Annotated in this window: 15 protein-coding genes; 2 read left to right on the plus strand and 13 right to left on the minus strand. The window is 52.2% G+C overall.

Annotated elements, in window-relative coordinates; all coding sequences use genetic code 11:
* The 3 genes from qoxC to NZD86_RS20250 form a co-directional block, all read right to left on the minus strand.
* Positions 1-633, minus strand: coding sequence for a cytochrome aa3 quinol oxidase subunit III (qoxC, locus tag NZD86_RS20240; protein ID WP_268043860.1), 633 nt, complete (start codon positions 631-633; stop codon positions 1-3).
* Positions 634-635: 2 nt separating this feature from the next.
* On the minus strand, positions 636-2,564 hold the full coding sequence (gene qoxB / locus NZD86_RS20245) for a cytochrome aa3 quinol oxidase subunit I (RefSeq protein ID WP_268046978.1): 1,929 nt from the start codon (positions 2,562-2,564) through the stop codon (positions 636-638).
* Between the two features lie 88 nt (positions 2,565-2,652).
* Positions 2,653-3,492: a cytochrome c oxidase subunit II gene (locus NZD86_RS20250; protein ID WP_268043862.1), complete on the minus strand. Its 840-nt coding sequence runs from the start codon at positions 3,490-3,492 to the stop codon at positions 2,653-2,655.
* 422 nt (positions 3,493-3,914) lie between these two features.
* Here NZD86_RS20250 and NZD86_RS20255 point away from each other — a divergent pair, with 422 nt between their 5' ends.
* A complete protein-coding gene (locus NZD86_RS20255) occupies positions 3,915-4,607 on the plus strand; it encodes a hypothetical protein (RefSeq protein ID WP_268043864.1) in 693 nt (230 codons plus the stop codon).
* Positions 4,608-4,618: 11 nt separating this feature from the next.
* On the opposite strand, the gene NZD86_RS20260 is transcribed toward NZD86_RS20255, so the two are convergent.
* A complete protein-coding gene (locus NZD86_RS20260) occupies positions 4,619-5,371 on the minus strand; it encodes a metallophosphoesterase family protein (RefSeq protein ID WP_268043865.1) in 753 nt (250 codons plus the stop codon).
* A gap of 162 nt (positions 5,372-5,533) precedes the next feature.
* Here NZD86_RS20260 and NZD86_RS20265 point away from each other — a divergent pair, with 162 nt between their 5' ends.
* Complete coding sequence (locus tag NZD86_RS20265) at positions 5,534-6,970, plus strand: MFS transporter (RefSeq protein WP_268043867.1); 1,437 nt, start codon at positions 5,534-5,536, stop codon at positions 6,968-6,970.
* Positions 6,971-7,051: 81 nt separating this feature from the next.
* On the opposite strand, the gene NZD86_RS20270 is transcribed toward NZD86_RS20265, so the two are convergent.
* The 9 genes from NZD86_RS20270 to NZD86_RS20310 all read right to left on the minus strand — a co-directional run bounded on the left by NZD86_RS20270 (position 7,052) and on the right by NZD86_RS20310 (position 16,250).
* Positions 7,052-7,654, minus strand: coding sequence for a response regulator transcription factor (locus NZD86_RS20270; protein ID WP_268043869.1), 603 nt, complete (start codon positions 7,652-7,654; stop codon positions 7,052-7,054).
* Positions 7,651-8,874: a sensor histidine kinase gene (locus NZD86_RS20275; protein ID WP_268043870.1), complete on the minus strand. Its 1,224-nt coding sequence runs from the start codon at positions 8,872-8,874 to the stop codon at positions 7,651-7,653. Before NZD86_RS20275 ends, NZD86_RS20270 begins: the two co-directional genes overlap by 4 nt.
* 97 nt (positions 8,875-8,971) lie before the next feature.
* Complete coding sequence (locus tag NZD86_RS20280; RefSeq protein WP_268043871.1) at positions 8,972-9,721, minus strand: ABC transporter permease; 750 nt, start codon at positions 9,719-9,721, stop codon at positions 8,972-8,974.
* Positions 9,718-10,635, minus strand: a complete 918-nt coding sequence (locus NZD86_RS20285) for an ABC transporter ATP-binding protein (protein ID WP_268043872.1) — start codon at positions 10,633-10,635, stop codon at positions 9,718-9,720. Before NZD86_RS20285 ends, NZD86_RS20280 begins: the two co-directional genes overlap by 4 nt.
* 355 nt (positions 10,636-10,990) lie before the next feature.
* Positions 10,991-12,412 (minus strand): branched-chain amino acid transporter BcaP, encoded by a 1,422-nt coding sequence (locus tag NZD86_RS20290; RefSeq protein ID WP_268043873.1) that lies wholly within the window; start codon positions 12,410-12,412, stop codon positions 10,991-10,993.
* A 196-nt stretch (positions 12,413-12,608) separates the two neighbouring features.
* Positions 12,609-13,025, minus strand: a complete 417-nt coding sequence (locus NZD86_RS20295; protein WP_268043874.1) for an acyl-CoA thioesterase — start codon at positions 13,023-13,025, stop codon at positions 12,609-12,611.
* A 433-nt stretch (positions 13,026-13,458) separates the two neighbouring features.
* Complete coding sequence (locus NZD86_RS20300) at positions 13,459-14,757, minus strand: MFS transporter (protein WP_268043875.1); 1,299 nt, start codon at positions 14,755-14,757, stop codon at positions 13,459-13,461.
* A gap of 12 nt (positions 14,758-14,769) precedes the next feature.
* On the minus strand, positions 14,770-15,558 hold the full coding sequence (locus NZD86_RS20305) for a carbon-nitrogen family hydrolase (RefSeq protein ID WP_268043877.1): 789 nt from the start codon (positions 15,556-15,558) through the stop codon (positions 14,770-14,772).
* Positions 15,555-16,250 (minus strand): DUF2848 family protein, encoded by a 696-nt coding sequence (locus NZD86_RS20310; protein WP_268043878.1) that lies wholly within the window; start codon positions 16,248-16,250, stop codon positions 15,555-15,557. Before NZD86_RS20310 ends, NZD86_RS20305 begins: the two co-directional genes overlap by 4 nt.
* Between the last annotated feature and the right edge of the window lies 1 nt (position 16,251).

Consider the following 16,251-nt stretch of genomic DNA (forward strand, 5'->3'; position numbering starts at 1 on the left):
TTACAACACCTTCCCTGTCAAGTAGACTACGGTGAAGATGAAAATCCAAACTGCGTCAAGGAAGTGCCAGTAAATGCTCACTGTAAACAATTTGCGAGAAGTTGTCGGCGTGAGGCCTCGACGTGCTACCTGGAAAATCAATCCAGCCATCCACAGGATACCTACACTAACGTGACAACCGTGGGTTCCAACAAGCGTAAAGAAGGATGAAAGGAAACCGCTCGTGCTCATACGTGCGCCGTCCGATACGTCCTTCACAAACTCTTGAACTTCGAACCCGATAAAGACGAGACCCAGGATCAGTGTCACAATCAACCACGCGATGACTGGGTTCTTGTTCCCTCGACGCATCTCATACGTTGCGAGACCGCAAGTAAAACTACTGAACAACAGGGCAATGGTTTCAATCGTAAAGCCCGGGACATCGAACAGGTCCATGGATGTCGGACCGCCCGCGGTACGACCGTGCATGACAACGTACGTAGCAAACAAACACGAGAACAACACTAAGTCCTGGCCTAGGAACACCCAGAAGCCTGCAATCCGAAGACTGTTTTCTTCCGTCTGGTACTCCTTGGGAAGTGACGGGTCCACGTGGTGACCCCCATGGACCGCAGAGTGTGCGTCAGACATCCTTACAACCTCCCTGCCGCAGATTCTGTGCGCTCGATTTCTTCGACCGGAATGTAGTGATGGTCATCGTACTCGAAGGAACGTTGTGCCAGAGTGACAAGAACGCCCAACAGACCAATGATGGTCAGTATCCACCACGAGAAGATGAAACCGGCACCGGCAATGAAGAAGAACAAGCTCATAATAATTGGTCGACCGGAATTGTTCGGCATGTGAATCGGCTCGAACGGGATATCCTTCGGACCGTTGATGGACTCACCATTTCGCTTCATGAGCCACCAAGCATCGCGACCCTTGATTTCAGGGATACGTGCAAAGTTGTACTCGGGAGCCGGAGACGTTGTCGCCCACTCCAGTGTACGTGCATCCCACGGATCACCTGTTGTGTCGCGCTCACCAAAGCGTGCGCTCCAAACGATGTTGTAAACCATGATGAGGAAGCCAACACCCATACCGATTGCACCGATGGATTCAATCAAGTTGATGACGCCCCAACCGTAACCAGCCGGATATGTGTAGACACGACGTGTCATACCCATGAATCCGAGGAAGTACATCGGGAAGAAACAAACATTGAATCCGATCATAAATGTCCAGAAGTGCCATTTCCCAAGGCGCTCGTTGAGAAGGACGCCAAACATCTTCGGCCACCAGTAGTAGAGACCGGCAAAAACGCCGAAGACCGTACCGCCGATGAGCACGTAGTGGAAGTGTGACACCAAGAAGTAACTGTTGTGATACTGATAGTCAGCGGGTGGCACAGCAAGCATGACACCAGTCAAACCACCGATCAAGAAATTCGGTATAAAGCCAAGTGCCCACAGCATGGCAGACGTATATTCGATCCGACCTTTATGCATCGTGAACAGCCAGTTAAATACCTTCACGCCGGTCGGAATGGCGATTGCCATCGTCGATACACCGAAGAACGAGTTAACGCCCGGCCCAGCACCCATCGTAAAGAAGTGGTGAACCCACACGATAAAGCTCAGGATGGCGATGGATGCCATGGATACGACCATCGCAGCATAGCCGAATAGACGCTTGTGCGCGAACGTGCTGATGACTTCGGAAAAAATACCGAAAGCAGGCAGAATAACGATATACACTTCGGGATGTCCCCAAATCCAGAACAAGTTGACGTATTGCATCGGCATACCGCCGCCACTGACTGTGAAGAAGTGCGCTCCAAAGTCACGGTCAATCAAGAGAAGACCCAAAGCAGCCGTCAATACAGGGAAAGCAAAAACGATGATGAACGACGTGATCAAAACGGACCACGTGAACATCGGCATGCGCATCAATGTCATGCCTGGTGCGCGCATGCGCAAGATGGTGATCATGAAGTTGATACCTGTTGCGATGGTACCAATACCCGTGATCTGCAGGGAAACGATGAAGTAGTTTTCACCCGGGCCCGGATCGAACATGTTTTCAACGTACGGTGTATAACTCGTCCAACCACCGTCCGGAGAACCGCCGACTACGAACGACAGGTTAAACAGCATCGCTGCTGCAAAGAACAACCAGAAGCTGATTGCATTCAAGTACGGGAATGCGACGTCGCGGCAACCGATTTGCAGTGGAACCGCAACGTTAAAGAAACCAATAATCGCAGGCATTGCCATGAAGAGAATCATGACCGTACCGTGCGTGGTGAAGACTTGGTCGTAGTGATCGGCATTTAGAAAATGCAGATTCGGCCACGACAGCTGAGCCCTCATCAACATACCGTCGGTGCCGCCGCGGAACAGCATCAAGATGGCGGCAATCAAATACATAATCCCAATCTTCTTATGGTCCACTGTCGTGAGCCAGTTGTCCCACAGCCACTTCCACAGTTTGAAGTAGGTGAGGACAACGATGATACCGATGGTCGCTAATGTGATGAGCGCATCGGACATCCAAATGAGGGGGCCTTCGTCAAGCATGAAGAAATGCGTGACAAACTGCTGAATGCTTCCCACTCTGCTTCCTCCCTTGCCGCGTACTTATTCAGTCGAAACGATAAGTCGGAGATTATTCCGGCTCGATTGACGAGAATGTCATCGGAGAAACCAAACCAGGCTTTTGCAGTTGGTCATCCGTCTGTTTCGTAAGCTTTGGTGCAGTCTGTTGCGTCTTTTGAACCCAAGCATTAAATTGAGCTTGCGTCATAGAGTTGACCTTGAAGGTCATGTTCGCAAAGCCACGACCTGAGAACTGTGCGCTACGACCGTCATAAGTACCTGGATGGTCAGCTTCCAGCCACAGTTTAAGGTCCTTACTTGGCATCGCGAATTCCATGCCGCCAAGGGCTGGAACCCAGAACGCATTCATGGGACCTGTCGACGACAATTCGAAGTCAATCGGTTGACCGGCTGGAATGTTCACGTAATTGACTGTCTCGATGTTCTGTCCAGGGTACTTAAACACCCATTTCCAACGTTCCGAGATAACGTCGATTGTGATCGGAGTTTCCTTCGTTGCAGTCGTGGCTGCAGCAGACTTCGGTGGCTGCACCAAGTTGTACGTCACCGCAACCGTCGGGATAGCCAACGCAATGACGATAATGATTGGGATGATTGTCCAAATGGACTCCCAACGTGAGTTCCCTTCAATTTCGGGTGGAACGTAATCTTTATTCTCTGGTCGAGCACGATACTTGACGAGCATATAGAAGTAGATGACGAACACACCTAAAACTACTACAATCATCAAGACAAATGACCAGATAATCAGGTAGTACTCGCTTCTCGCGACAGGTCCTTGCGGACTGAGCACAGGAATATACTTACCCGTGCCACATCCTGTGAGGGCCAACATGGAAAGCCCAACCACGAGAAATAGGCCGCGAAGTCGACGCCCAGATGGCTTCATCGTCGCTTTCGTCTCCTTTCTATCTATGAGATATGTAGACCAGTGCCGGTGCCTTTGTCCTACAGCGGACTACGTTGGCCTAGGACGAAACCAGATATGAATCCAGGCAAACACGTCTATCCGGAGCCCCTCTAGGACAAGGTACATGTACCCCAGTCTCAAACGCCATATAGATGATACCAGAGTCGTCTACAAATGGCGCTCTCACAGCAGCAGAATTTGAAAAAGCTTCACAAGCGCTTCACAGTTATGTAATCACTTGTTTGCCTATTCGTCACAAAACACCGTTCAATTCACTTTACAGCGGCGTCCCGAATTTGCCTACACTCTACATAGCGTGGTAGACGTAGCTTCAAGAAGCCAGTATCGGGTTTTTCGAGACAATTTAAACCGTGTTAAGATTGAACCTGGAGGTGTGTTGTGTGACAGAAGGTGCGACGACATTTTACGACATTGTGAGCTTATTCGCAAAAGACTACCATGTACCCGATATTCTCCTGCCTACTTCGTCTTGCATTTTTGTGCTGGAATCACCGCATGTTCAAGAGGTTCAACACGGCGCGCCCGTGGCTGGTAGCTCTGGGGTGACGATGAGCAAACACCTTTTCAACACCGAGTATGCTCGCACGCCACTGGGGCTGTTAATGAAGCAGTGCGCGGATAGGGTGTTGGATGAACCTATATTGAACGGGATCGGACTTGTCAATGTCTGCAACATACCACTTCAAAAGAGCGCCTACGGTGAACGTGAGATGGTTGACAACATCCTGGAGTGGTTCCATGACATGGAGTACGTGCGGACGACCAACCAGAAGGAAACGTATTCTCGTAAGCGGCAGATGGACATTCAAGATTGGCTTATCGATCACTTGCGTACAAAACTCACACCCCATCTGGGCAGAGAGATTACGCTTGTCCCTTGTGGAAGATTCGCTCAGAAGTTTGTGCGCTTGGCTGGACTCTCCGATCCAAACTGGCGGATCATCGAAGAAGTCCCACACCCGTCATACAACTCGTGGGACAGAGCGCGATATCAGAATCAAATTCGGCTCGTATCTGAAGCTGTAGCGGCCTCCGCCAAAAAATCAGCAATCTCTCTTCTCGACCGCAAATGAATCAGGTCCCCCTACGGCCTCCCGTTCCGCATCACTTCGGCAATGTAACTTGCGTTGGGGTACTCCGCCTCCGAGAGCGCCGTCACAGCTCGTTCAATGTCGTACGGCACCCGTCTCAAATCGACGTCAACCCTCGCAGTAGTGCAGTCAAGGACCGCATAACTCGCTTCCGCTACGCCGTCGAATGGCAGTCCCACGCTGCCCAGATTGACGATAGTCCGGTCCCTGACTCGCCGCGCATACGGGAGATGAATGTGACCGTACAGGAACATGTCATGCGGATGCGTGCCAATGATTCGCTCCTCAATCTCGATCTCGCCCGCATCCGGCAACACCACCTGAAACAGGTCCTTTGGCGTGGCATGGAAGGCGAGCCAGTTGGTGCCGTGATCGCTACCGTCCAACGTCATGGGCAGACTGTTCAGGAATGCGATATCGTCTTCCGACAGTTGCTCCCGTGCCCACATTCCTTCACGGTTCATCATGTCCAACCGATCATCCGGCACTTCACCCGACCTCACTCCCCGAACGACCCACTCATCCGCGTTTCCTTTCAACACGGCATCCGCACGATCACGCACGATGTCGAGGCAACGTTTCGGTGCAGGCCCGCGAAAGCAAATGTCCCCGAGGACGATGATTTTGTCGCACTCCGTATCATGAATGTCTTCCATAACCGCTTCAAGCGCGACGTCATTTCCGTGAATGTCTGAGATGAACGCGTAACGCATCCGTTTTCCACTCCAATATCGCATGTTAGACATGAGCACCAGACTTGTACGAATAGAAAGAAACCTTTCATACAAGGATATAGCAACCAAGTCACTATATCCACTATTTTACACGCTTCGGATGACAGTGTGCCCAGTCGTTTCATTTGTGATATATTTCTCGGGTCGAAATAATTCTAAGTTGGGGGTGAATTTGTGGCTGTTAATACAACCTCAACGCGCTATCCATGGCTTGTTCTTTCAGTAACCAGCTTAGGTGTCCTGCTCACCCTGCTGAACGTCGGAACACTCAACGTGGCGCTTCCCGTGGTGGCAAAACACTTCAACGCGAATGCCGAAACGGCAAACTGGATATTGCTTTCCTATATGTTGTTCAACACGGTCTTTATCTTGATCTTCGGTCGTTTGGCCGACATGTTCGGTCGTCGTCGGCTCTACATCATCGGGCTGTCCATTTTCACAGTCGTGAGCCTCTTGATCGGTCTGGCACCGAACATCTGGGTACTCCTTGTCCTCCGAGCCATTCAGGCGGCTGGCGGGGCCATTGTCATCACCAATACGACACCCCTGCTCACAGATGCGTTCCCAGAAAAGACATTGAGCAAGGGGCTTGGGATCAATGTCTTGATCGCGTCTCTCGCTCAACTGGCCGGTCCTGTCGTAGGCGGATTCTTCGCTTCCACACTCGGTTGGCAGTGGGTGTTCTGGTTCAACGTGCCGTTTGGCATCCTCGGTGTCATCTGGGCTGCCACGACGTTAAGGGGAATGGAATCGAAAGGCACGCGCGAGCCGTTCGACGTGTCGGGGAACATTCTCGTTTTCTTCGCACTGGGCGGTGTCATTCTGGCACTCTCAGAGGGCAGCACGCTCGGCTGGTCGAGTCCGATTGTGCTCTTAGGACTGGCGGCTTTCGTCATACTGACACCGATCTTCATGCGCATTGAGTGGACATCCAAAAGTCCTTTGATGGACTTACACTTGTTCGGGCAGCGGCGGTACGCAATGGCCTACGTCGCAGCTTTTCTGAACTCATTTGCCCGATCCGCCGTCGTCCTGCTCATGGCCCTGTACTACCAGACCATCAATCACGATACGCCGTTCACAGCAGGTCTGGCCGTTCTACCTGTCACACTGGGCATGTTGATTCTGTCGCCCGTTGCGGGGTCCCTTGCCAGTCGCTATGATGCCCGCGTCATATCCAGTCTCGGGCTCGCACTGTCGGGGGTCGGCGTCGCCATTCTGATAGTCGTGGTAGGCCCGTACGGACTGTTCGTGTGGGCGGCAATCGGTATGTTCCTAGTCGGAGCAGGAAGTGCACTGTTCCTCACGCCAAATACGGCGTCCATTATGACAACCATCGATCCAGCCCATCGCGGGACAGCAAATGGCCTTCGATCCATGTTGCAAAACATGGGCCAAGTCATCAGCACCGCCTTGTCGCTCATGCTCGTGACAGCGGGGCTGCCGAAAGCACTGCAAGCCAGTGTCTACGCTGGGAACGAAGCAAGTCTCCCTCCGGGCGACATCCACTTGCTCGTGCTAGGCTTCCGAGTGGCACTCGTCGCCATGCTCGTTGCCACCGTGATCGGGATATTGGCCTCCCTCGTACGCGGAGAAAAATCTGCGGCGTAGTCGTGAGGGTTTGGCACGCGGGGGGCGACCCTGGCGGCCTGTTGGGGAGGCTTCGTTTCTCGGCAGCGGCCCCACCCGCAGCTAAATCCAGCCCTGCGATTCAGCCGTCTTGATTGCCTCCTGCCGAGAGTTCGTGCTGAGCTTGGACATAGTCTCGGACAGGTAGTTGCGGACCGTGCCCTCAGATAGACAGAGTGTGCGTGCCAACTCTCTCGTTGTCATTCCCTGTGCCGCCAGGCGCAAAACTTCGCTTTCTCGATCCGTCAGCGGATTCGTGCATTCCATGGCGGCCATCATGAGTTCCGGACTCATGACGCGGTCCCCCGCCACGATCCGGCGAATGGCCGCCGCCAATTCCTCCACTTGCGCATCCTTCAGCAAATACCCTCGGGCTCCTGCCTTGATGGCTCGCTGCATGTATCCTGGGCGCGCGAATGTCGTCACCAGGACACAGCGACAGCTTGGCACGGCGGATCGTAGCTTTTCAACGACTTCGAGTCCGCTCATCTTCGGCATCTCGATGTCCAGCAAGGCGACGTCCGGTAGCAGGACTTTCGCTCGTTCAACGGCTTCAAGACCGTTGCCCACACTGGCGATGACTTCAAAATCGTCCTCCAGGTCAAGCAACGTTGCCAAGGCACCGCGCACCATGGCCTGGTCTTCCGCAATGAGAATTCGGATCACTGTACTTTCTCCTTCACGGTCTCTGCTTCTTGAGATGAACGACGGACCGAAACATGAAGCACCACGCTCGGAGCCCAACGGATGTGAGCGGCTGCTTCGAACAGAATCGGCGACTGACGCCCCGTCTGTTTCCACCAGTACGCGATGTGTCCGCCGACGGAATCTACACGTGCGCGCATCCCTTTCAGCCCATTACCCGACCACGAATCGGTGACGCTGCTGTCCGTCACGTGTTCCGCCTCGGCTGGCAGCCCGCGTCCGTCATCCACGATCCACAAATGAACAAGTCCATCATCTTTCTCCTGTACCCAGAGAAACGCCCTTTTCGCAGCACTGTGTCGAACAATGTTCGTGACAGCTTCCCGAAGGCACATGGCCAAAACTTGATAAGCCTGGCCAGTTTCCGTCCCTTGACTGTCATCCGCGACAGTGCATTCGATCCCGGCCGTGCGCAGCAACTCCTGCGCCGCCACCCATTCCTCGCCGAAATCCGCCTGACGCATGTCAGCAACGTACTCGCGCACGCGGGTCAAGGCCTCGCGCGCAGCCTGCTCAATGTCTCGAACTTCTGTCAAAGCGCGATCCGGTTCGCGGCCTTTGGCAAGCAGTTTGGTGGCCAATTGCGCTTTGAGCGTGATCATGGACAGTTGATGACCCATGACGTCGTGGAGATCGCGGCTGATTCTGGCACGCTCCTCCACTTTCGTCAGTCGCGCGATCTCGGCGTTCGCCGCCGCCAACTTATCATTCGCCTCTTGAATTTTCCCGTAATAGCGAAGCATGAATGACATAGACGCGATGCCGAATAATATTCCGATGATGGAGGGCCAATCTGCCATGATGGATTTGTGGTAATGCTGATAGAGAAAGTAAATCTCCGTAAAGCTGCCAATTAACAGCGTAGCGTAGCCGATAACCAGTTTACGAATTGGCGAAAAGGACAAGACCGCACCGGGATAATAGACCAGAGAGAAGTAGCCCGGACTGAACCACCACGCCATCGACCACATGACAGCCATCATACCGATAGCGCAGATCACACGTCGGTTGCCGGTCGCCGCAAAGCTTAACGAGTAGATGACCCCGAACAGAACGATGCAGGCGAGCCCTATAGCGACTTTGAGCGGCTTGCCAGGGAACAGGTAAGCCGCTGGGATGATGAGTTGAAGGAGGAAAAAGTATAGCACCCTCCGGTTCTTTTTCGGAAACTGCGCGTTCATGACCAGGCTCCTCATTCTCCACCATCCCACTTTTTGTCTTCAAGCGACTGAATCCATTTTAGCATGTCAAATGAATCCAGTGGGTCACCGCTTCGCGTTATGCCACGCGTGCTTCACCCCGTCTACCAGTCACCCAAATGGCGATGAGTGAAAATGCCACGAGGTATCCCAGCAAGATACTGAAATCCGATGCAGACGGCGATCCGCCCCCAACAAGCTGCCAAGCCACATGCGCCAAGTGATAGGTCGGCATCCAATTTGCGATATTCTTCAACAGAGACGGCATCATGGTCACCGGGAACCACAGTCCACCTGTGATAGACACGAGAAAGTAAACGGCCGAAGCGACGATTTGCGCCGCGTCCATTCCCGCGAGTTGCCCGATAAGAATCCCCAAAACGATAAACGTCAGGCCTCCGAACGCGATCCACAGCCCGCTAAAGATCCACTCGCTTGCACTGAGGTGAACATGCTCGAACAAGCCACCAGCGAGGAACAGAACAAGCACTTCCGTGACGTTGATGACGAGGTTCGCAACGATCTTTGTCGTCACGTAGTTTGTGGACGACAGCGGCGTCGTCTGGACGAGCCGAAGCCACCCCTGCGTCCGTTCGAACGCAATGCGTGAGGACAATCCGTTCAGTCCCGCACCAACGACACTAAACGTCGCCATGGACATCATATAGTACGTCGCCCAACTGGCCCCGTTCACTTGCGTGTCACGGCCAATCAAGTTGACATAGAGGAAGTAGAATCCGATGGGCAACAGTAAGCTGAAAAAGAAGAAGCGACGATTCCGGACGTTGCGTAGAATTTCATATTTACACTGCTCCAACCAGCGGCTCATTGGTTTGTCCCTCCCTCTTCTGCTGCACTTGCCTCCGTCAGCGAAACAAAGGCGTCTTCGAGGTGTCCCTGCGACACTTCAAAGTGCGAAACATCCAAGTTTCGGAGAATGGCAGCGCGCAACACGTCGTCCGGTCGTTTCGTCCGAATGCGTACGTGGCGACCGCTCCACTGGGCGTGAGCGACATAGGGAAGCCCCGCGATGGCATCCGACTGCACCTGCGGCCCGGCCATGAATGCGACGTAGCGGTTGCCCGCCTGCAGCTTGATTTCATCGACCGTTCCATCAGCCGTGATGCGACCGTTTTGCATCAACAAAATCCGATCCGCAATGGCATCCGCCTCTTCCAAATGGTGTGTCGTGAGGATAATCGTCCGACCGTCCTGCTGTGCAAAGGCGCGCAAGTTCTCCCAAAACGATCGCCGCGCAGTCACATCCATCCCCGTGGTCGGCTCGTCAAGGAAGACGATCCGCGGATCCCCCGCCATCGCTAACGCATACTGCAAACGGCGCTGTTGCCCGCCGCTCAACTTAACGGCCTCTTTCTTCTCGTGCTCCTCTAAGTCCGCCATCTTGAGCAGGGTGCTTGTGTCCAGTGGATGATCGTAGTAGCTCCGAAACAAATTCACCAGTTCCCGCACCCGGAGCTTCGGCGGCAAACTCACCTGCTGCAACATGACGCCGTAGTGCTTGCGCGTCGCCCGCTTGTTCGGGCTTTGCCCAAATGCCCGTACGTTCCCTGCGGTTGGCTTTGCAAGCCCCAGCATCATGGAAATGACCGTGGTCTTGCCAGCACCATTTGGCCCAAGCAATGCCACAATCGATCCGGCCTCTATTGAAAACGTCACATTGTCCACAGCCGTCTTATCACCAAACCGCTTGCTCACACCGTCAAGCAAAATTGCCTCTTGCACACCGGTTCCCCCTGCCTCGTTCATGTAGATTGTTCGCTCTACATTTATCCTACGGCTCGATCACGTCTGGCCGTAGTGCACGGTATCACCGAATTGATGTGACAGGTGTCATGTTCTTTTGAGGGGTACACGGTGGGTGACGGAGGAAAGGAGAAGCGAGGACTGGGGGCGGTAGGCTTGAGTGGGTTTTGCGCGGGGTATGGCGAGGTTTCACTGGAGGATGGCCGCGGGGCTTGGATGAGAATGAAGTGGGACTCTCAGGAGGGCCGCATAACGGGATTCCCACGCACGGCGGGCCGCAATCCCACCGCGCTGGTAATCCTCTGCCGAAAGGGCCGCCCACTAGGAGCGGCAATCACCCGCTAATTTGCCGCAAACTTCCGTCTTCGACAGCTTGGCTTCTGCCCAGGGCACTGTGTCGATAACCGTAAGCGAAGTAGAACACGAGTCCGAGAACGAGCCAAATAGAGAAGCTGACCCACGTCGTACGCGGAAGTTCGAACAAGAGATACCCGCAACAAAGGGTACTCACAATGGGCAGCCAAGGCATCAGAGGAACTTTGAACGGACGAGCCAGTTGAGGCTGAGTTTTGCGCAGGACAATGACCCCGATGGAAACCATGGCAAATGCAAAAAGCGTACCGATGTTAACAAGTTGCGCCAGTTTGTCGAGGGGGACAACACCGGCGAATACCGAAACGACGATGCCAGTCGTCCAGCAAGCCAACTGGGGAACTTGACGCTTCGACACGGCGGATAGTCGTGTTGGCAACAGCCCGTCGCGGCTCATGGAATAGATGAGCCTCGTCTGTCCATAACTCATGACGAGAAGCACCGTCGTGATCCCAATGAGTGCCGCGAGTGAAACAAAACCCGCGACCCAGTTGAGGTGAACAAATTGAAGCGCAAACGAGACCGGGTTCTTTACGTCGAGAAGATGATACGGAACCATGCCGGTTAAGACGAGAGAGACGGCGATGTAGAGGATCGTGCAGATCAGGAGAGAGCCAAGAATTCCAATGGGCATGTTCCGCTGCGGATTGCGAACTTCCTCCGCAGACGTTGACACTGCGTCAAAGCCGATGTAGGCGAAGAATACGGTCGCCCCTCCCAATTCGATACCCGAGAACCCAAATGGGGCAAATGGCGACCAGTTTGCGGGCTTCACATAAAAGGCGCCGACAACGATAAATAGCAGGACCACAGCAACTTTAATGACAACCATGACGGCATTCAATCGAGCGGATTCCTTTGCGCCGCGCGTGAGCAGAAATGTAATGAGCAACATAATCAGCACGGCTGGCAAATCAAAGTAGGTACCCTTCGAGGGATTGTAGGCGCTGGTGAGACTGACTGGGAGATGTAACCCAAATCCATTGATCAATCCTTGGAAGTATCCTGACCAGCCACTCGCCACTGCAGCGCAGGCAAGCCCGTACTCGAGAATGAGATCCCAGCCTAAAATCCAGGCGATCAACTCGCCGAAAGATGAGTAACTATACGCGTATGCGCTGCCGGCAACGGGTACTGCCGCAGCCAATTCTGAGTAGCACAGTGCGGCAAAAAAGCAGGCAATGCCCGCCAGAATAAAGGAAACCAGAATGCCCGGTCCGGCGTCTTTCGCTGCGATCACACCCGTGAGAACAAAAATACCCGTTCCCACTATCGCGCCAACTCCAAGCGCGACGACGTCGAACGGGCCAAGTGATTTTTTCAATTGCGATACACTTTCGGTTTTCGAAGTGTCCGTAAGAGGTTTTTTGCGGAACATGTTCATATGAAGCATCTCTCTTTCTGAACTCTCTAAGGAAGTAATATGAAATTGAATTTTACGAGTTATTTATTAATTTAACAATGGTAGAGGAGTCCAGTTAGCGCTTTCGCGCGAAAGAAAGACTACACAATTTTTTACATTGACTTACTTGCCGCTGTGCCTATGCATCAATAACATAAAGACGAGGACCCGTGATTCCTCATTTTTTATTCCGCTCATAGATTTCGTCCCAGTTGGGAAAAACTTTTCTCATCGAAACGGGACGGAACGAATCCTTCGCAACAACCACATGTGTGGTCGTACCGCTCACGCATAGTTCGTTGTCTTCATTTAGAATTTCATATCCATATATCGTTTTGATGCCGTTGTAGAACTCAACCCAAGTCCGTACAGTGGCCATTTCTCCATACTTGACGGGTCTTTTAAACGTTGCCTGAACATCCAAAACGGGTGCAAGATACCCTGCATCCTCCATATCGAGATAATTCAATCCAAAATCTTTAACTAATTTTGTTCGTCCAATTTCAAACCAAATGATATAGTTCGCATGATAAACAACACCCATTTGGTCTGTTTCAGCGTACCGTACTTCAATTTCCGTTTCAGATACGAACACTTTAACAACCTTCTTTGCTGGTTTAGAATCACAGGCTCATATCTTTAGACAACCGTTCCGCCTTCCCTTCAACTAAGGGGCAACCTCTTCTTAAAGTTAACAATACGGTCCACGTAACGCAAAAGCGGCGATCACGTTTCTCAACTATTATGTTGGGCATTATTCTGTTCACAGACAAAAAGGGTGTGATCGAAATGACCACACCTTCAAAAGTAACGTCGTATGTTACCCTTTTCTCACCGTTCTCTTTAAGACAAGTCCTGATTTGAATCGCTTGGTATGCTACTCATCGAGCGCTGGTTTCACCAGTCTGCGGAGTACGCCCAGCACGATTGAACCCAGTGTAGATTCTGCATTCTCAGGCAAAAGGTTAGATGAGAATAGCTCACTTTTCGACCTGTTTTGAGGTTTTCATAACCGGATGCGAAAAGGTCTATCCCCTAGTAGCAGCTTTAAATTCTTTTGGAACAGTACTTGTACTCTCACTGTCGTCAAGCAATGGTCTGTCCGGACGAACACCAAACCACATGATAATGGCGATAAGTACAGGCACGATATTGATCAGGAGCGCGGCGTTCCAACCTACCGTTTGTGCTAGCCAACCACAGACAAGCGGGGACAAGAAGGCACCGACATTACCCCAGAAATTCATCCAACCGGAAACAGAACCCGAAAATTGATTGCCAAGATCCAGGGCGGTAGCCCACGATGTCACGACAGGCAGACCTAACGCACCGAGGGAGACGGTTAACCAAAGCACGTTTGCGGCAGCGCTACTTGTGTGTGCAGCTAGAAACATGGCAATCACGAAAACGACAAAACCGCCAATTGCGAGACCACCGCGCGCTTTCATTCGAGACTTGCCGGCTTTGATCATGCGGTCGGAAATGGCACCGCCGAATAGAACGACAAAGAAAATGGCAAGCCAGGGCGATGCCGCTTCAACACCAGACTTTGCGACCGACAAATGATGGGCTTCGTGCAAGTAGGTAGGGAGCCAAACGAGAAACATTGTGACTACATAGATGGTGACGAAATATTGCAACGCGAACAGCCAAAAACGTGGATTTTTGAGCAATTCTCCCCAAGGAGCTGCTTTTTTAATTTCCGTTTGAACAGAACGTCCTGCTTGAATGTGGGCCAGTTCTTCTGAACTGATGCTTGGATGATCTTCCGGTTTGTTGCGACCAAGAAAAAACCAAATGACGGTCACAATCAGTCCTACAACACCGAACACGTAGAAGACCGCATGCCATCCCCAAGCGTGATAAATCGCTACGGTGATGATGGGACCGATGACGGGACCGAAATACGACCCAGCGAGCAACGCGCCGGACGCCCTCGCCTTTTCATTTGTGCGGAACCAATACGTATTAAACACAGAGTTTCCAGGGTACATAGGGCCTTCACCCACCCCAAACAGAAGTCGCACTGTGGCAAGCAATCCGTAGCTACGCATAGAAGCGGTCAACATGGTAAAAATGGACCACCAGAGCATGGCGAATGCGACAATATAACGAGCGCCGAATTTCTCGGCAAGGGCGCCTGCCGGCAAATTGGCCACCGCGTATCCTAGCGAAAACAAAGAGTTAAGAAGTCCGAACTTCACTTTGTCGATGTGAAAATCGTTCATCATCGGTGTGGCGACAACGGCTATGTTCGAGCGATCCATATAGGCAACCAGCCCAATGATAAAAAATAAAAATGCAAACCACCAACGAAGGTTTTTCAACACGTTTCACCCCTATTTATCAATTTTGTAATATTCTGGCTTCCGATCTTTGAACACGGGGATCATTTGACGGATCTCACTAACATTGGATAGGTCAACATCAGCGGTCAAAATCTCCCTCGAATCACAGCCCACCGCGAGCGTTTGTCCCCACGGGTCGATGATCATCGATTTTCCTTTAAACGTGTCGTTGTCGTTTTTCCCGACAGCATTGATGCCAACGACGTACATCTGGTTTTCAATCGCCCGAGCGCGCAGTAAAGTCACCCAGTGATCTTCCCGCTGGACTGGGAATTCCGCTGGAATAAACAGGATTTTCGCACCCATCAGTGCGTAACTACGGGAGAGTTCGGTAAATCGAACATCGTAGCATATTTCAACGGCGGCAGACTCACCACCCAGGGAAAACACGTCAAAATGATCACCTGGAACGAGGTATTTGTCTTCGTTCATGAGTCCGATGAGATGAATTTTGCTGTATGTGTTCTGCAGTGTTCCGTTTGGATCAAACGTGAGCGAAGTGTTACGGACACCGTCTGGGTAGCGAACCGGGTGAGAACCACCAATCAGCCAGACGCCAAATTTCTTCGCTTGCGCCGATAAAAAGAGAGCTGTTTCCCCGTTTAAAGATTCTTCATGCAAAGAGAGGTTTTGAAAATCATATCCACTTGTCCACATCTCAGGCAACGCGATAACGTTTGCGCCGCACTTTGCAGCTTCAGTAAGCATTTGTTCTGCTGTTTTGCGGTTCTTCTCGCGGTCCCCCTGGACGATGGGCATTTGGCAGACGGCAATTTTCACTCTTGTTCGCCTCCGTGTTGTGCGACGTTGCGCACGGTGTATTCATGGACGATGGTTCTTGCCCGTAGTGGGTCATGGAGGAAAAGCCGGAAGTGCTTCTCGAAACGAAAACTGCCGGATGAAATTGGGACAGTGCCGCAAAACAAAACTGTTCCGAGTTGGCTGAATGCACCGTTTTGTTGGACAAATTGGACTACTTGGTTAGGATGCAGGACTGCGGATATACTACCTTTTTGATAGGTCTCCCAACCGTTTTCGCCCTTGATTTCACATATGAGCTCGAGTTCATCCCAGTGGTCAATGACTTCGTCCAATGGCCAAACCTGCGTAGCGACAGGCTTTGGCGTAGCTTGTTTTGCATAAGGAATGCTGTACGCTTCGAGTTCCCGATCTGTGTGATCAGATCCGACGGTCACATATGTCCCAGAAGGCCCCACTAAGAGGACAAACTCGACTTCGCCAGACGTCTTTTCGCCAAGGACGTCAATGGCTGCGTTTTGGGTAACGAGGATGTCGCTGACCGGATAAACCATCGGGACGGACGGTGGAGGCGCAATACCTTCGTGGGCCAGCTCCTCAATGTGTTGCTTCACCATGTCCTGGTTTCTCCCCGAATACCCTACACATATCGCCTTGTCGACACGAAAATCCAAAGCTTGGCCGCTCGGCAAGAGAAAACCCAATGTATACATA

The sequence above is a fragment of the Alicyclobacillus dauci genome (assembly GCF_026651605.1).
Taxonomy (GTDB): Bacteria; Bacillota; Bacilli; order Alicyclobacillales; family Alicyclobacillaceae; genus Alicyclobacillus; species Alicyclobacillus dauci.